Below are 23,080 nucleotides of genomic sequence, written 5' to 3'. Positions count from 1 at the left end.
GCTCCGCGTCTGGGAGAATAGAGACGACATGACTCTCGCCACCACCGCCCGCCCCCTTCGCATCGGTCCGATCGATCTCGACGTGCCGGTCGTCCTCGCACCCATGGCGGGGATCACGAACACCGCATTCCGACGTCTGTGCCGTGAGTACGGAGCCGGACTCTATGTGAGCGAGATGATCACCTCGCGCGCACTCGTTGAACGCAACGACACGACGATGCGACTCATCAGGCACCACGAGTCCGAGACACCGCGCTCCATCCAGCTCTACGGCGTCGACCCGAAGACCATCGCGGAAGCGGTGCGCATCATCGTCGCCGAAGACCACGCCGATCACATCGACCTCAACTTCGGGTGTCCGGTGCCGAAGGTCACCCGTCGCGGCGGGGGAGCGGCGTTGCCCTGGAAGTCGAAGCTGTTCGCAGACATCGTCGATCAGGCCGTCAAGGCCGCCGGGGATGTGCCTCTCACCGTCAAGATGCGAAAGGGCATCGACAAGGATCACCTGACGTTCCTCGATGCCGGTCGAGCCGCCGAGGATGCCGGCGCGGCTGCTGTCGCGCTGCACGCGCGCACCGCGGGCGAGTTCTACTCCGGACACGCAGACTGGAACGCCATCGGTGAGCTGAAGCAGGCCGTCACCAGCATCCCGGTGCTCGGCAACGGCGACATCTGGTCGGCCGACGACGCCGTGCGGATGATGGCCCAGACCGACTGCGACGGGGTCGTGGTCGGTCGCGGTTGCCTCGGACGCCCGTGGCTGTTCGGCGAACTCGCCACGGCGTTCGGGGGCGAGGGAAAGGTCGTCGACGCGACGCTCGGCTTCGTGGCGGACGCCTTCCGCCGACATGCCGAACTGCTCGTCGAGTTCTTCGAGGACGAAGACCGGGGCTGCCGGGATGTGCGCAAGCATGTGTCGTGGTACTTCAAGGGATATCCGGTCGGTGGGGACATCCGGACGGGACTCGCCACCGCGTCAAGCCTGGCGGAGATCGACGAGTTGCTCGCACGGCTCGATCACACGGCGCCGTACCCCGGCGCGGACGCGGAGGGCCAGCGCGGACGGGCAGGACACCCCAAGCGCACGGCGCTGCCCGACAAGTGGTTGGAGTCGCGCGAGCTCGCGTCCTCCGCCTCGGAGATGATGCGTGGAGCGGAGATCGAGAACAGTGGCGGCTGACTCCCCGGTCGGGCTTCGCGCCGACGGCTACGATGCGCGCGACGCCGAGCGCTTCTTCGCCGAGACCCATCGATCCGAGCGCAACGACTTCGCGAGAGACCGCGCGCGCGTGCTGCACTCCGCCGCGCTGCGCCGTCTCGCCGCCAAGACGCAGGTGCTGAGCCCCGCGAGCACGGCGGACTTCGCGAGAAACCGACTGACCCACTCGCTCGAAGTGGCCCAGGTCGGGCGGGAACTCGCGGTGGCACTGGGCGTCTCCGCGGATGTCGTCGATACCGCGTGCCTCAGCCACGATCTGGGACACCCTCCGTTCGGTCACAACGGCGAACGGGCACTCAACGAGTGGGCCGAGCACATCGGCGGCTTCGAGGGCAACGCGCAGTCGCTGCGCATCCTCACCCGGCTCGAGGCGAAGGTCCTCGACGATGACGACCGCTCCGTCGGCCTGAACCTGACCCGTGCGAGCCTCGACGCGACGTGCAAGTATCCGTGGACCGTGGACAGCCCCGTGCCGGATCCCGGAGGCCGTCTGAAGTTCGGCGTGTATCCCGAGGACGAGGCCGTGTTCCGCTGGATGCGCGAAGGCGCGCCCGGTCGGTTGCGTTGCATCGAGGCGGAGATCATGGATCTCTCCGACGACATCGCCTACTCGGTGCATGATTTCGAGGACGCGATCGTCAACGGCTACGTCGATGTCGCCCAGCTCGCGGATCCCCTCGCCCACGACGCCCTCGTCGGACGCATCCAGCAGTGGGTCGGATACGACTTCACCAGGGACGAACTCGCCGATGCCCTGTATCGCCTGGCATCCCAGCCGATGTGGCTCGCGTCGTTCGACCGTTCCCGTCAGGCTCTCGCCCGCCTGAAGAACCTGACGAGCGACCTGATCGGCCGATTCGCCCGCGCGTCGGTCTCCGCCACCAAAGACGCCTATGGTTCGACCGCACTCGTGCGCTACAACGCGCACGTGATCGTGCCGCGGGTGGTCGAGGTCGAGATCGCTGTCCTGAAGGGGATCATGGGCCAGGCGATCGTGACGATCGAAGCGCGAAAAGGCGTCTACAAGGAGCAGCGGCGGGTGCTGAAGCGTCTCGCCGACGCGCTCTGGTCGACGGATGCGCTGTGGTCCGCCGGTTCGGACGTTCTCGAGCCCGCATTCGCGGCGGACTTCGTGGCGGCCGAGGACGATGCCCAGCGCGCGAGGGTCGTGGTCGATCAGATCGCCAGCCTCACCGACCAGAGCGCGATCGACTGGCACAATCGCCTGGTCGGGGAGATCGATCCGGCCGAGGTCGGCATCTGGACCCCGCGTCACGCACGACCCGGTGCACGCGCGCACGTCGAACGGCGGCCCGTCGCCGAAGGGGCGCACTGATGCCACGCATCCGGCAGGCCGACGTCGACGAGGTCAAGGCGCGCACGAACATCGCGGACATCGTCGGTGAGCGGGTTGCGCTCAAGTCGGCCGGCGTGGGATCGCTCAAGGGCCTGTGCCCGTTCCACGATGAGAAGAGCCCCAGCTTTCACGTGCGTCAGCAGGTGGGTTATTACCACTGCTTCGGCTGCGGCGAGTCGGGCGATGTCTACTCGTTCCTGCGCGAGATGGATCACATCAGCTTCACTGAGGCCGTCGAGCGCTTGGCCGGACGCATCGGATACACCCTGCACTACGAAGACGGGGGAGCGGCACCGGAGACGAGCGGTCGAAGTCGCCTCTACGCGGCGAACACGGCGGCGGCGGAGTTCTTCCGGGCGCAGCTGCTGTCGCCGGACGCCGAGGCCGGTCGTCGCTTCCTCGGAGAACGCGGATTCGACGCCGGTGCCGCCGCGCACTTCGGAGTGGGGTTCGCACCGCGCGGGTGGGACGGGATGCTGAAGGCCCTCACGGCGCAGGGGTTCACCCGCGAGGAACTCAGCACGGCAGGACTCGTCTCGACCGGACAGCGGGGGGTCTACGATCGGTTCCGCGGGCGTCTGGTGTGGCCCATCCGCGACGTCTCCGGTCAGACGATCGGATTCGGCGCGCGCAAGCTCTTCGATGACGACAACGGGCCGAAGTACCTGAACACCCCGGAGACCCCGATCTACAAGAAGGCGCAAGTCCTCTACGGACTCGACCTCGCGAAGCGGGACATCGCGCGGGGTGATCCTCGACGTGTCGTGGTGGTCGAAGGGTACACCGACGTGATGGCGTGCCACCTGGCCGGTCTCACGACGGCCATCGCGACCTGTGGCACGGCGTTCGGCACCGAGCACATCAAGGTGCTGCGTCGTGTGATGGGCGACGACAACGCCTCGGGCGAGGTCGTGTTCACGTTCGACGGCGACGAGGCCGGTCAGAAGGCGGCGCTGCGCGCGTTCACCGAGGACGATCGATTCAACGCACAGACCTTCGTCGCGGTCGCACCGGATGGGCTCGACCCGTGCGATCTGCGACTCCAGCGGGGCGACGCCGCCGTGCGCGGACTGATGGACAAGAAGCAGCCGATGTTCGAGTTCGCGATCGACCGCAAGCTGGCCGGCTTCGACCTCGGCACGGTGGAAGGACGCGTCGGTGCTCTTCGCGCCGCGGCACCGATCGTGGCGGAGATCCGCGACCGGCTTCTGCGCCCGGGCTACGAACGGGTCCTGGCACGCCGGCTCGGGATGGATCCGACCGAGGTGCGCAGCGAGGTCGAGCGCGCGGCCCGCGGTGCCTCGATGGCTCCGCCGGTGCGTCGGGAGGCTCCGCAGCAGGTCGATGGGGCGACGGGTGCGCCCGTGATGGCGCCGGTCACTCTGGCGACTCTGCCGCGCAGCCCCGATGTGGCCGTCGAGCGCGACGCCCTGATGGGCGCCCTGCAGTACGGGCATCAGGTCGACCAGGCACTGCTGAGCAGGGCACTGGCCGTGCCGTTCCGCACTCCGGGGCTGGACGCGGTGCGCGAAGCCGTGGTGGGGGCGCCGGATCGGACGAGGGCGGGCTGGGTGACGGAGGCGGTGAACGCGGTGCGTGAGCCGTATCGTTCGCTCGCCGGTGAACTGCTGATGACTCCGTTCCCTGCGCGCGACGAGGAGCGGGCCGTCGCGACCGTTTCAGACCTGGCCCGCAGACTCGTGCTACGCCAGCTCGAGTCCGAGAAGCAGGAGCTCCTCGGGGCGGTGCAGCGTGTGCCCGCAGACTCCGACGGCGGACGCGCGCTGCGCATGCGCCTGCGCGACATCGACGCCGAGCGTCAACGCTTCGCCGAGTCGTAACCCCGCGCGGCATCGCGCAGCGGGCAGGATGGAGACATGTCCCGCAAGCCCGAACCCACGAACGCCATCGATTGCTCCGATCTGGTGATCGACCGGATCGGTCATGGCATGCCGACGCGGGCCGTCGACGGTGTCACGTTCTCGCTCGCGCCCGGGGAGCTCATCTGCGTCGCGGGGCCGACCGGATCCGGGAAGTCGACGCTGGTGGCGGCCCTCGCCGGCTCCACCGATCCCTCGGTGAAGGTCGTCGGAGGCAGCGCACAGGTGTGCGGGGTGGACGTCCGCCGCCCCGGACGCAAGCACCGGATCCTCACGTATCGCGCCGGTTTCGTCCCCCAAGGGGCGGGCGCCGATCTTCCGCCGCGCCTGACGGTCAACGAGGTGATCGCCGAACCGATCCTGATCCGCGAACGGCGGGTCAACACCAAGGCTCTGTCGATCCGCGTGGCCACGCTGCTGGACGAACTCCACCTTCCGCTCGGGACGGCGGCGAAGTTCCCGTATGAGCTCAGCGCCGGTATGCGCCAGCGCGTGGCGATCGCCCGCTCCTTCGTCCTCGAGCCGCGGGTGCTCATCGCGGACGAGGTGCTCGCCAACCTCGACCTCGAGGTCCGCCCCGTGGTCTTCGATGCGATCACCCGTCGCCGTAGGGAACAGTCGATGGCGGCGCTGCTCGTCACGAACGACGCGGACTTCATCCGCGAACTGAACGCCGAGACTCTCATGCTCCGTGGCGGTCATGTGGTCGCCCGCGGTGTCGGCCGCGATTTGCTCTGGGTGCCGAACGCGGAGTCGGATTCGCGGCGCTGACGCCGACACGCCCGGCATACGCGAACGGCGCCCCGGTGTCATGAACTACGTCGGGAGTTTGCTAAGCTTGTCGAGTTGCCCGCGCAGCGGGCGCATTCCTCGGTAGCTCAATTGGCAGAGCAGCCGGCTGTTAACCGGCAGGTTCTTGGTTCGAGTCCAAGCCGGGGAGCCAATGACGAAAGCCCCCTCTTCGGAGGGGGCTTTCGTCATTCCCCCGGGCGCTCTCCGCACCCGGTGCGGACGGTCAGCGGGCCGCGCCCTCGAGCGTTCCTTCGACGGGGCCGGCCGGATCGGCGAGCAGGCAGGAGATCACGCGTCCGTCAGGCTGGTCCCAGGTCTCGGCCGTGGGGGGGATCAGATACACGATGAGTGCCGACTCCTCGCGCGCGACTCCGACGAACTCGGTGAACGCCTCACCCACGCACTCCGTCGTGTATGCGTCGACCGTTTCGATGCTGAAGTCCTCCTCCAGCACGGTGACCTGGTGGAAGACCTCTTCGTCGTGCGGTTCGTCGCACGGCACGACCTCGGCGTCCTCGGGCATCCCGGAGGCGGCTTCGAGGCGGCAATCGCCGACCTGCACGGCAGGAGTCGTGACGTTTTCGGTCTCCGCGCCGTCCGCCGTCGAGCTCGGCTCCGGTGCGGAGGCGGATCCACCACAACCGGTCAGAACGACCGAGAGGGTCAGGGCGCCGGTGGCGAGGAACAGGGAGAGTCCGGGATGGAGCTTCATTCGGGTCATCCTTCGAGGTCGTCCACGCCAGGCATCCAACTTGCGCCCGGGCGTCCCCATCCACGCTTGCGCGCGAGCTTCTGCACGGTCTTCCAGTCCCCGTCGGAGAGGCGATCCACGTAGAGGATGCCGTCGAGGTGGTCGAACTCGTGTTGCATGATGCGGGCACGCCATCCGTCCACGTCGATCGAGACAGGCTGCCCGTCGAGGTCGGTCGCTGTGACGCGGACGCGCTCGGAGCGTCGAAGCGGGAACCGCTCGCCGGGGAAAGACAGGCAGCCCTCCGACTCCAGCTCCGGGTCGGGGTCGCCCGGCTCCAGGGGAACCATCCAGAGCTCCGGATTGATGAGCACGCCGCGCCAGGGCTCGTCGTCGTCGTCGACGTAGGCATAGGTGTAGATGCGCAGGGGCACACCGACCTGAGGCGCGGCGAGCCCGACGCCCGGGGCGGTGTCCATCGTCTCGAACATGTCCTCGACGAGGGCGCGGATCTCGTCCGTGATCTCGTCGACGGGTGAAGCGGGGGAGTGCAGGACGGGGTCGCCCATGATGCGAATCGGTAGTACAGCCACGTCACAACCCTAGTCGGCACGATGCGGCAGGTAGGCTCATATCGTGACTGCTGGGGTGTGGATGAACGCGGTGGACGACGTCGGCGACCAGCTCGTCGGCGCCTTTCAGAACCCCGGTCTGCTTCTGGGGATCCCTCTCGCCCTCGCCGGCGCCGTCTTCATGTCGCTGGGAGCGCAGTATCAGCACCGCGGCGTGGAGAAGGTCGAGCGTCTCAGCGGCTCCGACGGCGCGTCAGGACTCAGCTTCGACCAGATCCGGCGCCTGCTGACGCGGCCGTCGTGGCTCATCGGCACGTTGATGCTCGGGCTCGCCGTCGTCTGCCAGCTCGCGGCTCTGGTGAAGGCCCCGCTGATCGTCGTCCAGCCCCTCGGGGCGATCGCTCTCGTGATCACGACCCTCCTGAATGCGCGGGTCTCCGGTCACGCTCCGACGAAACAGTCGCTCACCGCCATCGTGTGCTGCGTAGGCGGCATCTTCCTCTTCGTCTTCTTCGCGGCGATCTATGCGACCGAGCAGGAGGTGACCGATCGTGAGCTCTTCGTGATCCTCGCTCTGCTCCTGGTGGTCATCATCATCCTCGGCGGCGGCTGGCTCATCCTCCGGCACCGCATGCGTGCGCTGTTCTACGTGATCGGCGCCGGCGTGCTCTACGGTTTCGTCGCCACGCTCGCGAAGGTCGTCATCAAGCGCATCGAGGCCGGGCAGTTCGAGTGGATCACGGCGATCTGCGTGCTCGCGCTCGTCGCCGCAGCAGCCGTCGGTGGCTACTTCGTGCAGACCGCGTACAGCTCGGGTCCGCCCGACCTCGTCATCGCCGGGCTCACGGTCGTCGATCCGCTCGTCGCCGTCGTCATCGGCATGGTCGTCCTCGGTGAAGCCGCGGCAGCTCCCCCCTGGGTGATGGTGATCTTCGTGATCGCGGGCGCCATCGCGGTGTGGGGAGTCGTCGGGCTCGCCCGTTACCACCCGCAGGTGCTCAGCGAGAGCCAGGAGCTGGGGATCGCGCGCGGCAGCACCTCGCCGGACACGGCCCAGACCACACCGGCTGCTGCCAGCACGTCCGTGCCCCCTCCAGCCTCTCCCGGGACCCCCGGGGCCACGGATCGTCCGGACAACCCGGAGGATCCGCGCGACCAGCCATGGCGTTCCGGTTCGCCGGAACAGCCCTAGAGCGGCACCCTAGCCGCGATGTCCGTTCAGTAGGCCTGATCGATGAGGTCGGGGGAGACCTCGGCGGCGGCGGCCTCGTCCACGAAGAACACCGTGCGCTTGCGTCCCTTGGCGCCCGCGGCGGGCACGCTCGTGTAGCTGGCGCCTGCGAGGGCCAGTCCCAGGGCAGAGGCCTTGTCTGCGCCGGTCAGCACCAGCCAGACGCGCTTCGACGAGTTCAGCACCGGACGAGTGAGCGTCACACGCTCCGGCGGCGGCTTGGGCGAGTCACGGACGGCGAGCACTGCGGCATCCGTGACCGTGACCTCGTCGCGGTCGGGGAAGAGCGAGGCGACGTGGCCGTCCGGCCCCACTCCGAGGAAGCACACGGCGAAGGACGGCCATGCGTGGTCTTCGGTGCCGAAGCGGGCGAGTTCCGCCGCATAGGCTGCGGCAGACTCGTCCAGAGTGAGCCCGGTGTCGGGGCCGGCCACCTCATGCACGTTCTCGGCGGGTACCGGGATGTGGTCGAGCAGAGCCTGCCGCGACTGCAGGGAATTGCGGTCGGCGTCATCGCGCGGAACGAATCGCTCGTCACCCCACCAGAAGTGCACCAGCGACCAGTCGATCTCGGCCGACCGAGGGTCTTCCAGGGTCGCGCGCAACACCGCTCCACCCATCGATCCGCCGGTCAGGGCGATGTGGGCCAGACGACCGTTCCTCGTGCGCGCGCGGACACGCGTCAGGAATCGATCGGCGACACGGTGGGCGAGGGCGGCAGGTGTGGATTCCACCACGACCCGCTTCTCTGCGGATGATACCTGCATCGACGTCACTCTCCAGTCTCGGGCGGACCCAGCTTCTCCCAGCCCTCGGTGATGACTCGACCGTACAGGACATCGGGGTCCAACCGACGCAGCTCCTCCGCGAGGCACTCACGAAGGGTCCGGCGCGGCAGGTGGAGGTCGTGGTTCGGCTGTCCGGGCTGCGTGAGCACCGCGACGCCCGGGGTCGGGCGCTCCAGCAGGATGTCGCCGGACTCACGGGTCAGGCGCACGGACTTGATGCCCTCTTCCCAGTGCTCAGGATCCTCGTACGACCAGCGCACCCGAACCTCGAGCGCCATCTGCAGCCAGGCGGCCAGCAGAGCGGTGGACGGGGAAGCCGCGGCTCCACGGACCTCGACGCCGGTGATCGGCTCGTAGGGCGGCTGATCCAGCACGGCTGCCAGTTGTTCACGCCAGTGCGTCAGCCGGGTCCAGGCGAGGTCGGTGTCACCGGGGGCGTGGGTCTCGCCGAGGAGGGCGAGCCGGTCGCGGACGTCGCTCGCCGTCGCCGCATCCGTGATGCGTCGCTGGGCGATCTTGCCGAGTGGTGACTGCGCCGGTGCGACCGGAGCTGCTTCGGGCCACCACGCGACGACGGGAGCGTCCGGCAGGAGGAGGCCGGTGATCAGGCTCTCCTCGTTGCTGGCGGCGTCACCGAAGGCACGGAGGACGACGACCTCGCTGGCGCCGGCGTCCCCGCCGACGCGGATCTGCGCATCGAGGCGGGAATCCCCTTCGCCGGTCGTGAGCACGATGACGCGCATGGGGTGCTCGCGGGACGCATCGTTGGCGGCATCGATGGCGGCCTCGGCCACCCCGTTGCGTGCGGAGATGACCAGGGTGAGGACGCGACCGAGAGCGACGGCGCCGCCCTCTTCGCGTACCTTGACCAGCTGCTTCGCGACCTGGCTGACGGTGGTGTCGGGAAGATCGATGATCACGGGCGTCTCCAGACTCGTCCATCGCGGGCCAGCAGGTCATCGGCTGATGCCGGTCCCCACGAGCCTGGCGCGTACTGCTCGACCGGGCCGCCCTCGGCGGCCCAGTACTTCTCGACGGGATCGAGGATCTTCCAGGAGAGCTCGACCTCCTCGTGCCGCGGGAACAGCGGCGGGTCGCCCAGGAGGACGTCGAGGATCAGACGCTCGTACGCCTCGGGGCTCGCCTCGGTGAACGCATGGCCGTAGCCGAAGTCCATCGTGACGTCCCGGACGTTGGATCCGCTGCCCGGAACCTTCGAGCCGAACCGGATGGTGACGCCCTCGTCGGGCTGCACCCGGATGACCAGCGCATTCTGTCCGAGTTCCGAGGCGTTGCCACGCCCGAACAGGTGCTGGGGTGCGCGCTTGAAGACCACGGCGATCTCGGTCACACGGCGTCCGAGACGCTTGCCGGTGCGCAGGTAGAACGGCACGCCGGCCCACCGACGCGTGTCGATCTCGAGCTTGATGGCCGCGTAGGTCTCGGTGGTCGACTCGGGGTTCATCCCCTCCTCCGCCAGGAAGCCGGTCACCTGCTCGCCGCCCTGCCAGCCGCCGTCGTACTGCCCACGCGCGGTGGCGAGGGAGAGGTCCTCCGGGACGTGGACGGCAGCGAGCACCTTCTCCTTCTCGGCACGCAGGTCCGCAGCCGACAGGCTGATCGGCTCTTCCATGGCGGTCAAGGCGAGGAGCTGGAGGAGGTGGTTCTGAATCACGTCGCGCGCGGCGCCGATGCCGTCGTAGTAACCGGCCCGGCCGCCCACGCCGATGTCCTCGGCCATGGTGATCTGCACATGATCGACGTAGTTGCGGTTCCAGATCGGCTCGTACAACTCGTTCGCGAAGCGCAGCGCCAGGATGTTCTGGACCGTCTCCTTGCCCAGGTAGTGGTCGATGCGGAAGATCGAGTCGGCCGGGAAGGCCACTTCGAGCGCAGCGTTGAGGGCACGCGCGGACTCGAGGTCGTGTCCGAAGGGCTTCTCGATCACCACCCGCCGCCAGCGCTCGTCATCGTCGCTGTTCTCACCGACGAGCCCGGAATCCTTCAGCTGCTTGGCGACGAGCGGGAAGTCCTTCGGCGGAATCGACAGGTAGAACGCGTGGTTCCCCATGGTGCCGCGTTCGAGGTCGAGCTTCTCGACGGTCTCACGAAGCTTGTGGAACGAGTCCGGGTTGTCGAACTCACCCGAGACGAAGCGGATGCCCTGCAGCAGCTGAGTCCACGTCTCTTCGCGGAACGGCGTCCGGGCGTGCTCCTTCACCGCGTCGTAGACGACCTGCGCGAAGTCCTGGTCTTCCCAGTCGCGGCGAGCGAACCCGACCAGGGCGAACCCCGGAGGAAGCAGCCCGCGGTTGGCGAGATCGTAGACCGCGGGCATCAGCTTCTTGCGTGAGAGGTCACCGGTGACGCCGAAGATCACGAGGGCGCTGGGCCCCGCGATCCGATTGAGGCGGCGGTCATCGGGGTCACGCAGCGGGTTGTGCCCGCGCGAGAGGGGAACAGACATCAGTGGGGGATTCTCCTGCTGTTACTTCTGTGCGGCTTCGAAGAGGGCGAGCACGTCGTCCGAGGACTCGGTGATCGTCAGCGTGACGACGGGACGTCCGTGCTCGGCGAGCACAGCGGCGTCACCGGCGGCCTGGGCCTGGATGAGCTGCCCGAAGGTGAAGGGACGATCCGGGATCTCGAGATCGACGTCCGTGCGTTCGAGGATCTGCAGGAACACCCCCTGCGCGGGACCGCCCTTGTGATACTGGCCGGTCGAGTGCAGGAACCGCGGACCCCATCCGAAGGTGGTCGGTCGTCCGGAGTCGGCGGCCACCAGTTCGCGCAGCCCCTGGAGCTGAGGCACCTCGAGCCGGTTGACGTAGGCCTGGATCGACACGTAGCCGTCGGCGGGGAGCTGCGCCCAGAGTGCGTCCAGGACGCCCTCGACGGTGCCGGAGGCCGCGAGTGCCGGGTCGGACACACGCACCTCGACGCCGTTCTCGACGAAGGCCGGGGCGGTTGGCTCGGGGCGTGCGTCGAGAAGGCCACGGGCAGCGACCTTGGCGGATTCGACATCGGGCTGATCGAAGGGGTTGATGTGCAGCAGGTGGCCTGCGATCGCGGTCGCGTACTCCCAGACGATGAGCTGCGCGCCGAGCGTCCCGCTGACGAGGATCTCGCCCTCGTAGCGTTCGTGCAGGTGGAACTCGTTCGCGTCGTCGACGAGCCGCACGATCTGCAGGTCGGCGGGCACCGGGTCGAGCTCCGGCGAGACCGGAAGGAGGACGACCGGGAGGATACCGGTACCTTCCTTGCCGGTGGACTCGGCGATGAGCTGCTCGATCCAGTCCGGCAGACCCTTGATGTGCGTGCCGTCCGTGATCAGACCGAGCTTGTCGCGGCGGGGGTTCGTCGCGGCGATGGCCGCACCGAGGCGGAGCGCCGGGTTCTCGGCGGAGTCGACGGCCACCTCGAGCGACGAGGCCTCGGCTTCGTTCAGCAGCTCGTCGATGTCGACGCCCGCGAGACCCGTCGGCACCAGTCCGAACGCTGTGAGCGCCGAGTAGCGCCCTCCGACGTTCGGGTCGGCGTTGAAGACGCGGTACCCTGCGTCGCGCGCCGACGCATCGAGCGGGGAACCGGGGTCGGTCACGACGACGATGCGTTCCACGGGATCGATGCCGAGGTCGCGGAAAGCAGCCTCGAAGGTACGACGCTGCGAGTCGGTCTCGACCGTGGACCCGGACTTCGACGACACGACCAGAACGGTGCCCTCGAGCCCTTCATCCAGGGCGGCGAGCACCTGGCCGGGAGCGGTCGAGTCGAGGATGGTCAGCGGCACCCCTGCGGTCTGTGCGATGACCTCGGGAGCGAGCGAGGAGCCTCCCATGCCTGCCAGGACGACCCGCGTGACCCCTTTGGCGTGGAGGTCGTCGCGCAGGGCGACGATCTCGGCGACGAGGGGGCGCGAGACCGAGACGGCCTCGACCCATCCGAGCCGGATCGACGCCTCCGCCTCTGCCGCGGTACCCCAGAGCGTGGGATCTCCGCCGGTGATGCGGGAAGCGACGAGATCGTGGACGAGGCTCGGCACCGTCTCATCGATCGCGGCGCGCGCGGCTCCGGATGCGTGGATGGAGAATGTCATCGCTGGGACTCCAGACCTTCGGCGACCTGCGTCAGCAGATCGTGCCACGAGTCGATGAACTTCGCGACGCCTTCGTCCTCGAGCACCTGGGTGACATCGGTGAAGTCGATGCCGACCTCGGCGAGTCCGGCGAAGACGGCGCGGGCCTCTTCGTAGCCGCCCGTGATCGTGTCGCCGGTGACGACGCCGTGGTCGAACGTCGCCTCGAGGGTCTTCTCCGGCATCGTGTTGACGACGCCCTGAGCGACGAGCTCGGTCACGTAGAGGGTGTCGGGGAGTGCGGGATCCTTCACGCCCGTCGAAGCCCACAGCGGACGCTGCGGGTTGGCTCCGGCATCGAGCAGGGTCTTGGCGCGGTCACCGGCGAAGCTCTGCTCGAAGAGCTCGTAGGCGAGGCGGGCGTTCGCCAGGCCCGCCTTGCTCTTGAGCGCCTCCGCGGCGTCGGTCCCGATGGCACTGAGACGCTTGTCCGTCTCGGTGTCGACGCGGGAGACGAAGAACGAGGCGACCGAGTGGATGGTCGACAGGTCGATGCCGGCTGCCTTCGCGGTCTCGAGTCCGGTGAGGTAGGCGTCGATGACCTCGGCGTAGCGCTCGAGGCTGAAGATCAGCGTGACGTTGACGCTGATCCCGGCACCGATCGCGTCGGAGATCGCCGGGAGACCCGCCTTGGTCGCCGGGATCTTGACGAGCAGGTTGGGGCGGTCGATCTTCGCCCACAGCTCCTTGGCCTGTGCCACGGTGCGCGCGGTGTCGTGGGCGAGGTCGGGGGAGACCTCGATCGAGACACGACCGTCGACGTGGTCTGACGCTTCCCAGACCGGACGGAAGACGTCGAGTGCCGCGGCCACGTCCTGCGTGGTGGCGGCGAAGACCGCCTCCTCTGCGCTCGCCCCGGATGCCGCGAGCTCGGTCACCTGCGCGTCGTACGAGGTGTCGTTCTTGTCCGTGATCGCGTTCGCGAAGATCGTCGGGTTCGTGGTGACTCCGACGATGTTGCGCGACGAGATCAGCTCGGCGAGGTTGCCGGAGGAGATGCGGGTGCGGGAGAGGTCGTCGAGCCAGATGCTGACACCTGCGGCGGCGAGCTGTGCGGTGGGGGTGCTCATGCGTTCTCCTTGGTGCTGTGTGCGGCGATGGTCTCGCGTGCGGCCGCGATGACGGCCTCGGTCGTGATTCCGAATTTCTCGAACAGGGTCTTGTAATCGGCGGACGCGCCGAAGTGGTCGATGCCGATCGAGCGACCGCGGTCGCCGACGATCTCGCGCCAGCCGAGCACCGATCCCGCCTCCACGGAGACGCGGGCCGTGACGGAAGCCGGGAGCACGCTCTCACGGTACGCCTCGTCCTGCTCGTGGAACCACTCCAGCGAAGGAGCGGAGACGACGCGGACGTTCACACCTTCCGCGGCCAGCGCCTCGCGGGCGCCCACGGCGAGCTGCACCTCCGAGCCGGTCGCGATGACGATGACGTCGGGCGTTCCGTTCGGTGCTTCGGCCAGGACGTAGGCGCCCTTGGACGCATTGTCCGCGGAGGCGAACACATCACCCGAGGCCGCACCGTCGCCGCGCTCGAATACCGGGATGTTCTGCCGCGTCAGGGCGATGCCGGCGGGGCCTCCGTGGCGACGCAGGATCTCCAGCCACGCGGCCGAGGTCTCGTTCGCGTCCGCGGGGCGCACGACCGTGAAGTTCGGGATCGCGCGGAGGGTGGCGAGCTGCTCGATCGGCTGGTGGGTGGGCCCGTCCTCGCCGAGGGCGACTGAGTCGTGCGTCCAGACGAAGACGGACGGGATGTCCATGAGCGCCGCGAGGCGAACCGCGGGCCGCATGTAGTCGCTGAAGATCAGGAACGTGCCGCCGAACGCGCGGGTCGGGCCGTGCAGCACGATGCCGTTCACGATCGCACCCATGGCGTGCTCGCGGATGCCGAAATGCAGCACGCGTCCGTAGGGGTTGCCCGACCACTCGTGGGTCGACCACTCGGTGGGGATGAACGACGGCGCATCCTTGATGGTCGTGAGGTTCGACTCGGCGAGGTCAGCCGATCCGCCCCACAGCTCGGGGAGCTCGGCGGCGAGGGCGTTGATGACCTGGCCGGATGCGGCGCGGGTCGACACCTCCTTGCCGGACTCGAACACGGGCAGCGCGCCGGTGATGTCGGCCGGGAGCTCCTGGGCCTCGAGCCGGTCGAGCAGGGCCTTCTTCTCCGGGTTGGCTGATGCCCAGGCGTCGAACGACTCCTGCCACGCGGCACGTGCCTCGGCAGCGCGAGCGGCGAGACCACGCGTGTGCGCGATGACCTCGTCGGCGACCACGAAGTTCTGGTCGGGGTCGAAGCCGAGGACCTTCTTGGTCGCGGCCAGCTCGTCGGCACCCAGGGCGGAGCCGTGGATCTTGCCGGAGTTCTGCTTGCCGGGCGAGGGCCAGCCGATGATCGTCTTGAGGATGATGAGCGACGGCTTCGAGGTCTCGCCCTGAGCCGCCTCGATGGCCGCGTTGAGCTCGGCGACGTCTTCGACGTACTCGCCGGTCTTCTTCCAGTCGACGACCTGGACCTGCCAGCCGTAGGACTCGTAGCGCTTCGCGACGTCCTCGGTGAAGGCGACGTTGGTGTCGTCCTCGATCGAGATCTGGTTGGAGTCGTAGATCGCGATCAGATTGCCGAGCTGCTGGTGGCCGGCCAGAGAAGAGGCTTCGCTCGTGACGCCCTCCTGCAGGTCGCCGTCACCGGCGATCACGTACACGAAGTGGTCGAACGGACTCGTGCCCGCAGCGGCTTCGGGGTCGAACAGGCCGCGCTCGTAGCGGGCGGCGTAGGCGAAGCCCACAGCCGAGGCGAGTCCCTGGCCGAGAGGTCCGGTCGTGATCTCGACGCCCTTGGTGTGCCCGTACTCCGGGTGTCCGGGGGTCAGCGAGCCCCACGTGCGAAGCGCCTTCAGGTCGTCGAGCTCGAGCCCGAAACCACCGAGGTAGAGCTGCACGTACTGGGTGAGGGAGGAGTGCCCCACGGACAGGATGAAGCGGTCGCGGCCCAGCCAGTCGGTGTCGGTCGGGTCGTGGCGGAGTACCCGCTGGTAGAGGAGATACGCGGCCGGAGCGAGGCTCATCGCCGTGCCGGGGTGCCCGTTGCCGACCTTCTCGACGGCATCGGCCGCCAGGATCCGGGCGGTGTCCACCGCACGTCGATCGATCTCATCCCACTGCAATTCCGACACGTTCATGCCCTTTCCGACAGTTTCGAGGGCGCCCGTATTCCCTGGCGCATCCGCAACTTCCCTGGCGCATCCTGCACCGTCGCGGGGACGGGTGGAGGGGAGTGCGCAGCGCCGGGCGCGCGAGTGCTTTCAGCATAGCGAAGACGACTGTCGTGCTACGCGGATCGACGGCGCAGAGGACGTCACGCCGTGTCATACACTGGAGAGGTTGTCCGGTTACGTGCGCGGAGGAGGCGATCGAGATCTCGACGATGTCTGATCAGACCGTGAGGAAGTCGTCCATCGGTCGCACGGTGAAGGCCTACGTGACACTCACCAAGCCGCGTGTCCTCGAGCTGCTGCTCGTGTCGACCGTGCCGGTGATGTTCCTCGCGCAGGGCGGACTGCCGGACCTCTGGCTCGTGCTGGCCACCGTCATCGGCGGATCCCTCAGCGCCGGTTCCGCGGCGGCGTTCAACATGTACCTCGACCGCGACATCGATGCGCACATGCATCGCACCGAGAATCGGCCGCTGGTGACCGGCGAGGTCAGTGCGCGCGGCGCACTCGTCTTCTCGTGGACGCTCGCGATCACCTCGTCCGTCTGGCTGCTGGTCACGACCAACTGGCTCACGGCGACGCTCTCCGCCACGGCGATCTTCTTCTACGTCGTGATCTACACGATGATCCTCAAGCGCCGCACCGAGCAGAACATCGTGTGGGGTGGCATCGCCGGGTGCTTCCCGGTGCTCATCGGCTGGTCCGCCGTGACCGGCTCGCTCGACTGGCCGGCGTTCATCCTCTTCCTTCTCGTGTTCCTGTGGACCCCGCCGCACTACTGGCCGCTGTCGATGAAGTACAAGGACGACTACGAGGACGTCGACGTCCCGATGCTCGGGGTCACGCGCAACGCCTCGCAGGTCGGCCTCCAGGTGATCCTGTACGCCTGGGCCACGGTCGCCTGCTCGCTCCTGCTCGTGCCGATCGCGGACATGGGGCTCGTGTACACGGTCTCCGCCGCGGTGTTCGGCGGATGGTTCATCTACGAGTCGCATCGCCTGTACAACCGTGCGGTGCGCGGTACCGAGCCTCGCCCGATGCGCGTGTTCCACGCTTCGATCACCTACCTGACGTTGATCTTCGTCGCGGTCGCGGTCGATCCGCTGCTGCCTTTCTGACCACTCCTCGAACACGACGGGGCGGCACCGATTCTCGGTGCCGCCCCGTCGCGTTCCAGCTCGGGTGATCAGCGGGTGACGGAGGGGTCGTCCTCGGTCTTCGCGTCGGCCGCCTGCTCGACGGCGCCGGGGGCACCGTCCGCGGGAACCTCGGTGGTCGGGACCGCGGTGGACTCGGGTGCGACCGGAGTCGACGGCTCCTCCGCTTCCACCGTCCAGTCGATCGTCTCGACGACGGCCGGAGCAGGGGAGGGGACGAGCGAACGCGCGGCGACAAGTCCGAGCGTCAGCAGGATGCCGACGATGCCGGCAGCGAGCACGCCGGCGCCCACGACGACGAGCGACTGTCCGACGTACACCTCGATGCCGGTGGCGGTGCCATCGAGCAGCGTGCTGGTCATCGTGGCGATCTGACCGGAGATCAGCCATCCACCCACCGCGGTCGCGGCGAGGGAGACGACGAGCAGGAGCCAGAAGCCGATGCTTCGTGAGAGTGACTTGTTCATGCGGCCATCATCGCCGACCTGCTGATGAGTCGGCGATGCGCCGCCTGTGCATCGCCTGTGCGACGTCAGTCTTCCGCAGGGACCGGACGCCGCAAGCGAAGCACGACCACCGTGTAGGTCGCGGCAGAGAGTGCGGCCAGGACCATGTGGATGCCGACCAGCACCGGGGGGAGTCCTTCGCGGGCCTGCCACACCCCGACGCCGACCTGCACGACGATCGCGAGGACCAGCACGAGCAGCCAGCGCCGGGGCTCCAGACGGAGCACCCAGGCAGCGATCGTCAAGAACAGCACCAGGCCGGCGAGGATGTATCCCGGCCAGGAGTGCACATGCGCGAGCACGGTCGCATCGAAGCCGTGGCGCAGCACGTCGGCGTCACCGGAGTGCGGACCGGAACCGGTCGTCAGGACGCCGAACAGGATCGTCATGGCCAGGACGAGGCCGGTCAGGTGGGTGACGATCGCGAACCAGGTCGGCACCGCGCGCTCGCGCGGCCCCGGCGCGGTCTTCAGACGCACCAGGAAGGCAGCCGTGACGCACACCAGCAGCAGCGATGACGCGTAGTGGAATCCCACGATGAAGGGGTTGAGTCCGGTGAGGACCGTGATGCCGCCGACGAGCGCCTGTGCCACGACGCCCGCCAGGACGATCCAGGCCAGAGTGACGAGATCGCGTCGTGCGGCGGTCGTGCGCACCGAGTGGACCGCGGCCGCGATGATCGCGAGGAGGAGGACACCCGTCGCGAAGGGGAACGCGAGAGGAGCCTCTTCCGCTCCGGACAGGCCGGAGACGAGGGTCACGAGGAAGTAGGTGAGAACGGCTCCCACGATGCCGCCGACGGCGAACCACAATGCCCGGACCAGGCCGCGCTTCCCGCTGTACCGACGCAGGACCAGGAGCACGACCACGAGCGCGATGATCCCGACGACGCCGGTCATCAGGCGGTTGCCGAACTCGATCAGGCCGTGGATGCCCTGCACCTCGAAGACCGGGACGAGGGACTCGGGAGTGCACAGCGGCCAATCCGAGCAGCCGAGTCCCGAACCGGTGAGGCGCACGGCGCCACCGGTGCCGATGATGATGGTCTCGCTGAGGAAGGAGAGCCAGGCGAAGACCGTCAACGCACGGCCCCACAGCGCTGAACGCGGCGGTGCCGTGTCCGTCTTCGGGGAGGCGGGGATCATCGTCTCGGGCATAAGTCCTCCGGACCGCGCGCGACGCGGCGGGCATGGCCCGTCTGTCAGGCGGAACCTGTAGAATCGGATTGTTGCGATGAGCGCTGACCGCGCTGAAGCATCGTCAACAGTTTAGGCGCGATGGAAGCGCCGGTGATGAGGGCCCACCAACGGCACCCGCTCCCGCAGACTCGACGGGGATCAGGTGTGTCGGGGCGGATGACACCGTTTGGGACCTGTGAGGAGAGTGTTGGATGTCGGATGTACTGATCGACCGCCCGGAGCTTGACGGACTGGGGGTGTACGAGTTCGGCTGGCACGATGAGGACGCTGCGGGTGCCATCGCGAAACGCGGTATCTCGGAAGAGGTCGTCCGCGGCATCTCGGCCCTCAAGAACGAGCCCGAGTGGATGCTGAAGACCCGTCTCAAGGGCTATCAGCTCTTCGGGCGCAAGCCGATGCCGACGTGGGGCGCAGACCTCAGTGAGATCGACTTCGACAACATCAAGTACTTCGTCCGCTCCACGGAGAAGCAGGCGCAGTCCTGGGAAGACCTTCCGGCCGAGATCCGGGACACCTACGAGAAGCTCGGCATCCCCGAGGCCGAGCGTCAGCGCCTGGTCGCCGGTGTCGCCGCTCAGTACGAGTCCGAGGTCGTGTACCACCAGATCCGCGAGGATCTGGAGCAGCAGGGCGTGATCTTCATGGACACCGACACGGCTCTGCGTGAGCACCCGGAGTTCTTCGAGGAGTACTTCGGCACCGTCATCCCCGCGGGTGACAACAAGTTCGCCGCGCTCAACACGGCCGTGTGGTCGGGCGGTTCCTTCGTCTACGTCCCCAAGGGCGTGCACGTCGAGATCCCGCTGCAGGCGTACTTCCGGATCAACACCGAGAACATGGGCCAGTTCGAGCGGACCCTGATCATCGCCGACGAGGGCAGCTACGTCCACTACATCGAGGGCTGCACGGCTCCGATCTACAAGTCGGACTCCCTGCACTCGGCCGTCGTCGAGATCATCGTGAAGAAGAACGCCCGCGTGCGCTACACGACGATCCAGAACTGGTCGAACAACGTCTACAACCTGGTCACCAAGCGCGCCGTGGCGCACGAGGGAGCGACCATGGAGTGGGTCGACGGCAACATCGGCTCCAAGGTGACGATGAAGTACCCGTCGATCTATCTGATGGGCGAGCACGCCAAGGGGGAGACGCTCTCGGTCGCCTTCGCCGGCCCCGGTCAGCACCAGGACGCGGGCGCGAAGATGATCCACATGGCGCCGTACACCCAGTCGTCGATCGTCTCGAAGTCGATCGCGCGTGGCGGCGGGCGCGCCGGCTATCGCGGCGAGGTGCGCGTGGACGCCGCGGCGCACCACTCGGCGAACACCGTGCGATGCGACGCGCTGCTCGTCGACACCAAGTCACGCTCCGACACCTACCCGGCGATCGACATCCGTGTCGACGACGTGCAGCTCGGCCACGAGGCCACGGTCTCGAAGGTGAGCGAGGAGCAGCTGTTCTACCTGCAGTCGCGCGGAATGCCCGAGGACGAGGCGATGGCGATGATCGTGCGCGGCTTCATCGAGCCGATCGCACGCGAGCTGCCCATGGAATACGCGATGGAACTGAACAAGCTCATCGAGATGGGCATGGAAGGATCGGTCGGCTAGTGACCGCCGCTACGACAGCGCCTGCCGAGGCGCAGCACACGAACGCGCACATCGACCCCGCGGCCCAGGTCGCAGAAGCCGGATTCGTCCCGGTGCAGACCCGCTCGGAGCGGCCGCACTCCTTCGAACCTTCCGACTTCGGCGCCCCCACCGGGCGCGAGGTCAACTGGAAGCACACCCCGATCGCGCAGCTCACGCCGCTGTTCGAGGTCGCGTCACCGAACGACGGCGTCAGCTACGCGCACAGCGCAGGGGAGCAGTACATCGCCGCCCCGCTCGCCGTCGGCGCGGAGCCCCGTGGTGAGGTCTTCCTCGCGGAGGACATCACGGCCGCCGTCGCCTGGCAGGGCAGCTCCGAGGCCCTTCATGTGCGCATCCCGCGTGAAGAGGAGGTCGCAGAGCCGATCTTCATCGCCATCACGGGTCTGGGCGCTGAGCGTCGGGCCGATGCGCACATCGTCATCGAAGCGCTCGAGCACAGCGCGGCGACGGTCGTCCTCCAGCACACCGGCTCAGCGCAGTACGCGCAGAACGTCGAGATCATCGTCCGCGACGGGGCGAAGCTCACCGTCATCAGCCTGCAGCAGTGGGCCGATGACGCCGTGCACGCCGCCGCGCACCAGGCCAGGGTGGGCGCGGATGCGACCCTCAAGCATTTCGTGGTCAGCTTCGGTGGCGGCGTTGTGCGGGTCAACCCGAGTGTCGAGCTCGCCGGCGCCGGCTCCGAGGGGTACCTCTACGGCCTCTCGTACGCGGACGCCGGGCAGCACCTGGAGAGCCAGGTGTATCTGCACCACAAGGGGCCGCACACGAAGGGCGACGTCCTCTACAAGGGGGCATTGCAGGGACAGAGCGCCCACAGCGTCTGGATCGGCGACGTGCTGATCGGTGCGGACGCCACGGGCACCGACTCCTACGAGGCGAACCGCAACCTGGTGCTGACCGAGGGCGCGCGCGCCGACTCGATCCCGAACCTCGAGATCGAGACCGGCGACATCCTCGGTGCAGGCCACGCCAGCGCCACCGGTCGTTTCGACGACGAGCAGCTCTTCTACCTCCAGGCCCGCGGTATCACGGAAGAAGAAGCGCGACGACTCGTCGTGCTCGGCTTCCTCACCGACATCGTGCAGCGTCTCGGCATCCCCGCTCTCGAGACCGAGTTGCTGGCGGCGATCGAGGCGGAGCTCGCCGAGGTGAGTGCATGACCGCCGAACGCGTCTGCGGTGTCGCCGACCTCGAGCAGGACACGCCTCTGCGCGTCGACCCGGGTGGTGTGCCCATCACCGTGATCAAGGACGGTGACGGAGTCATCCACGCCATCGGCGACACCTGCACCCACGGCGACATCTCGCTGTCCGAGGGGTTCGTCGAGGGAGACACCGTGGAGTGCTGGGCGCACGGCTCGGCATTCTCGCTGCTCACCGGCAAGCCCCAGAATCTCCCCGCATATGAGCCCGTCCCGGTCTACGTCGTCCAGATCGACGGCGACGACGTGCTCATCGATCCGACTGTGATTAAGGAAGTCTGAAGAATGTCTGTTCTCGAGATCCGCGACCTGCACGTGACGGTCGAGACCGAGGCGGGGACCACCCCGATCCTCAACGGAATCAACCTCACCATGAACACCGGTGAGACCCACGCCATCATGGGCCCCAACGGCTCCGGCAAGTCGACCCTGGCCTACACGATCGCAGGTCACCCGAAGTACACGGTGACCTCCGGTTCGATCACCTTCGACGGCCAGGACGTCCTGGAGATGAGCGTCGACGAGCGCGCTCGCGCAGGACTGTTCCTCGCGATGCAGTACCCGGTGGAGATCCCCGGCGTCACGGTGACGAACTTCCTGCGTACTGCGAAGACCGCGCTCGACGGTGAAGCACCGGCGATCCGCGGGTGGACCAAGGACGTCAAGGCCGCCATGTCGAACCTGCGCATGGACCCGAAGTTCGCGCAGCGCAATGTCAACGAGGGCTTCTCCGGCGGTGAGAAGAAGCGTCACGAGATCCTGCAGCTCGAGGTGCTCAAGCCGAAGTTCGCGGTCCTCGACGAGACCGACTCCGGCCTCGACGTCGACGCGCTGAAGATCGTCTCCGAAGGTGTCAACCGTGCGAAGGAGTCCACCGGGCTCGGCGTGCTGCTGATCACCCACTACACCCGCATCCTCCGTTACATCCGTCCCGACTTCGTCCACGTGGTCGTCGCGGGCAAGATCGTGGAAGAGGGCGGCCCGGAGCTCGCCGACCGGCTGGAGAACGAGGGATACGACCGTTTCCTCGACCCTGCAGCCCCTATCGAGGCGTAGGCTGATCGCATGACAGCGACCCTCACGGACGAGAAGTACGACGCGGTCACCGAAGCTCTCAAAGACGTCATGGACCCCGAGCTCGGGATCAACGTCGTCGACCTCGGCCTCATCTACGACCTCGCCTGGGATGACGAGAACGATGCTCTCGTCATCCACATGACGCTGACCAGCGCCGGGTGCCCGCTCACCGATGTCCTCGAGGACCAGACGGCTCAGGCTCTGGACAGCGTCGTCGATCGCTTCCGGATCAACTGGGTCTGGATGCCGCCGTGGGGTCCGGAGCGGATCACGGACGACGGGCGCGACATGATGCGCGCTCTCGGCTTCGCGATCTGACGGTCACGGAGGACCGTCGGTCGGCGTCATCGACGCGCGCCGGTTCGGGGGACACCGCGATGGCGTGTGTCGAATCTCGGGAGAA

Annotated in this window: 21 protein-coding genes and 1 tRNA gene; 12 read left to right on the top strand and 10 right to left on the bottom strand. The window is 67.8% G+C overall.

Annotated elements, in window-relative coordinates; translation table 11 throughout:
• The first annotated feature begins 28 nt into the window (after positions 1–28).
• From dusB to LRQ07_RS09730, 5 genes are all read left to right on the top strand, one after another.
• A complete protein-coding gene (dusB, locus tag LRQ07_RS09750; RefSeq protein WP_232761732.1) occupies positions 29–1,180 on the top strand; it encodes a tRNA dihydrouridine synthase DusB in 1,152 nt (383 codons plus the stop codon).
• The gene (locus LRQ07_RS09745; protein WP_256534467.1) at positions 1,170–2,555 is read left to right on the top strand and encodes a deoxyguanosinetriphosphate triphosphohydrolase; all 1,386 of its coding nucleotides are present in this window, start codon (positions 1,170–1,172) and stop codon (positions 2,553–2,555) included. Before dusB ends, LRQ07_RS09745 begins: the two co-directional genes overlap by 11 nt.
• Positions 2,555–4,417 (top strand): DNA primase, encoded by a 1,863-nt coding sequence (gene dnaG, locus LRQ07_RS09740; protein WP_131491184.1) that lies wholly within the window; start codon positions 2,555–2,557, stop codon positions 4,415–4,417. The genes LRQ07_RS09745 and dnaG overlap by 1 nt, the downstream gene beginning before the upstream one ends.
• A 36-nt stretch (positions 4,418–4,453) precedes the next feature.
• Complete coding sequence (locus LRQ07_RS09735; RefSeq protein ID WP_256534466.1) at positions 4,454–5,227, top strand: ATP-binding cassette domain-containing protein; 774 nt, start codon at positions 4,454–4,456, stop codon at positions 5,225–5,227.
• Between the two features lie 96 nt (positions 5,228–5,323).
• A tRNA-Asn gene (locus LRQ07_RS09730) sits at positions 5,324–5,399 on the top strand.
• A 72-nt stretch (positions 5,400–5,471) separates the two neighbouring features.
• Here the strand turns inward: LRQ07_RS09730 and LRQ07_RS09725 are convergent.
• Positions 5,472–5,960, bottom strand: a complete 489-nt coding sequence (locus tag LRQ07_RS09725) for a septum formation family protein (protein ID WP_256534464.1) — start codon at positions 5,958–5,960, stop codon at positions 5,472–5,474.
• Between the two features lie 5 nt (positions 5,961–5,965).
• Positions 5,966–6,532, bottom strand: coding sequence for a peptide deformylase (def, locus tag LRQ07_RS09720; protein ID WP_256534463.1), 567 nt, complete (start codon positions 6,530–6,532; stop codon positions 5,966–5,968).
• A gap of 61 nt (positions 6,533–6,593) precedes the next feature.
• On the opposite strand from def, the gene LRQ07_RS09715 reads away from it, so the two are divergent.
• The gene (locus LRQ07_RS09715; RefSeq protein ID WP_256536432.1) at positions 6,594–7,703 is read left to right on the top strand and encodes a DMT family transporter; all 1,110 of its coding nucleotides are present in this window, start codon (positions 6,594–6,596) and stop codon (positions 7,701–7,703) included.
• A gap of 26 nt (positions 7,704–7,729) precedes the next feature.
• Here LRQ07_RS09715 and pgl read toward each other — a convergent pair whose 3' ends face one another.
• Genes pgl through tkt form a run of 6 tightly spaced genes read right to left on the bottom strand, consistent with a single transcriptional unit; the run spans position 7,730 to position 15,843 of the window.
• The gene (gene pgl, locus LRQ07_RS09710) at positions 7,730–8,509 is read right to left on the bottom strand and encodes a 6-phosphogluconolactonase (RefSeq protein ID WP_194239242.1); all 780 of its coding nucleotides are present in this window, start codon (positions 8,507–8,509) and stop codon (positions 7,730–7,732) included.
• A gap of 5 nt (positions 8,510–8,514) precedes the next feature.
• Positions 8,515–9,450 (bottom strand): glucose-6-phosphate dehydrogenase assembly protein OpcA, encoded by a 936-nt coding sequence (locus LRQ07_RS09705; protein ID WP_047519988.1) that lies wholly within the window; start codon positions 9,448–9,450, stop codon positions 8,515–8,517.
• Positions 9,447–10,997, bottom strand: a complete 1,551-nt coding sequence (zwf, locus tag LRQ07_RS09700; RefSeq protein WP_047519990.1) for a glucose-6-phosphate dehydrogenase — start codon at positions 10,995–10,997, stop codon at positions 9,447–9,449. Before zwf ends, LRQ07_RS09705 begins: the two co-directional genes overlap by 4 nt.
• A 21-nt stretch (positions 10,998–11,018) precedes the next feature.
• The gene (locus tag LRQ07_RS09695) at positions 11,019–12,626 is read right to left on the bottom strand and encodes a glucose-6-phosphate isomerase (protein ID WP_256534462.1); all 1,608 of its coding nucleotides are present in this window, start codon (positions 12,624–12,626) and stop codon (positions 11,019–11,021) included.
• Positions 12,623–13,735 (bottom strand): transaldolase, encoded by a 1,113-nt coding sequence (gene tal, locus LRQ07_RS09690; protein WP_256534461.1) that lies wholly within the window; start codon positions 13,733–13,735, stop codon positions 12,623–12,625. Before tal ends, LRQ07_RS09695 begins: the two co-directional genes overlap by 4 nt.
• Entirely contained in the window at positions 13,732–15,843 is a 2,112-nt protein-coding gene (tkt, locus tag LRQ07_RS09685; protein WP_256536431.1) for a transketolase, read from the bottom strand. The genes tal and tkt overlap by 4 nt, the downstream gene beginning before the upstream one ends.
• Before the next feature lie 251 nt (positions 15,844–16,094).
• Between tkt and LRQ07_RS09680 the strand changes: the two genes are divergently transcribed.
• The gene (locus LRQ07_RS09680) at positions 16,095–17,000 is read left to right on the top strand and encodes a heme o synthase (RefSeq protein ID WP_256534460.1); all 906 of its coding nucleotides are present in this window, start codon (positions 16,095–16,097) and stop codon (positions 16,998–17,000) included.
• Between the two features lie 68 nt (positions 17,001–17,068).
• On the opposite strand, the gene LRQ07_RS09675 is transcribed toward LRQ07_RS09680, so the two are convergent.
• Both LRQ07_RS09675 and LRQ07_RS09670 read right to left on the bottom strand, forming a co-directional pair.
• Positions 17,069–17,506: a tetraspanin family protein gene (locus LRQ07_RS09675; protein WP_256534459.1), complete on the bottom strand. Its 438-nt coding sequence runs from the start codon at positions 17,504–17,506 to the stop codon at positions 17,069–17,071.
• Positions 17,507–17,571: 65 nt separating this feature from the next.
• On the bottom strand, positions 17,572–18,702 hold the full coding sequence (locus tag LRQ07_RS09670) for a COX15/CtaA family protein (protein WP_232761741.1): 1,131 nt from the start codon (positions 18,700–18,702) through the stop codon (positions 17,572–17,574).
• 233 nt (positions 18,703–18,935) lie between these two features.
• Between LRQ07_RS09670 and sufB the strand changes: the two genes are divergently transcribed.
• From sufB to LRQ07_RS09645, 5 genes are read left to right on the top strand one after another with little or no spacing between them, the layout of a single operon-like run.
• Positions 18,936–20,354, top strand: coding sequence for a Fe-S cluster assembly protein SufB (gene sufB, locus LRQ07_RS09665; RefSeq protein WP_131491175.1), 1,419 nt, complete (start codon positions 18,936–18,938; stop codon positions 20,352–20,354).
• The gene (gene sufD / locus LRQ07_RS09660; RefSeq protein ID WP_047520003.1) at positions 20,354–21,559 is read left to right on the top strand and encodes a Fe-S cluster assembly protein SufD; all 1,206 of its coding nucleotides are present in this window, start codon (positions 20,354–20,356) and stop codon (positions 21,557–21,559) included. The genes sufB and sufD overlap by 1 nt, the downstream gene beginning before the upstream one ends.
• Entirely contained in the window at positions 21,556–21,882 is a 327-nt protein-coding gene (locus LRQ07_RS09655) for a non-heme iron oxygenase ferredoxin subunit (protein WP_131491174.1), read from the top strand. Before sufD ends, LRQ07_RS09655 begins: the two co-directional genes overlap by 4 nt.
• A 3-nt stretch (positions 21,883–21,885) precedes the next feature.
• A complete protein-coding gene (gene sufC / locus LRQ07_RS09650) occupies positions 21,886–22,656 on the top strand; it encodes a Fe-S cluster assembly ATPase SufC (RefSeq protein ID WP_047520007.1) in 771 nt (256 codons plus the stop codon).
• A gap of 9 nt (positions 22,657–22,665) precedes the next feature.
• The gene (locus LRQ07_RS09645) at positions 22,666–22,995 is read left to right on the top strand and encodes a metal-sulfur cluster assembly factor (RefSeq protein WP_021200756.1); all 330 of its coding nucleotides are present in this window, start codon (positions 22,666–22,668) and stop codon (positions 22,993–22,995) included.
• The last annotated feature ends 85 nt before the right edge of the window (positions 22,996–23,080 follow it).

Source organism: Microbacterium sp. J1-1 (assembly GCF_024498615.1).
In the GTDB taxonomy this organism is placed as follows: domain Bacteria; phylum Actinomycetota; class Actinomycetes; order Actinomycetales; family Microbacteriaceae; genus Microbacterium; species Microbacterium aurugineum.
The sequence above is the reverse complement of the archived record's forward strand: the minus strand, read 5'-3'. Positions and strand labels throughout refer to the sequence as shown.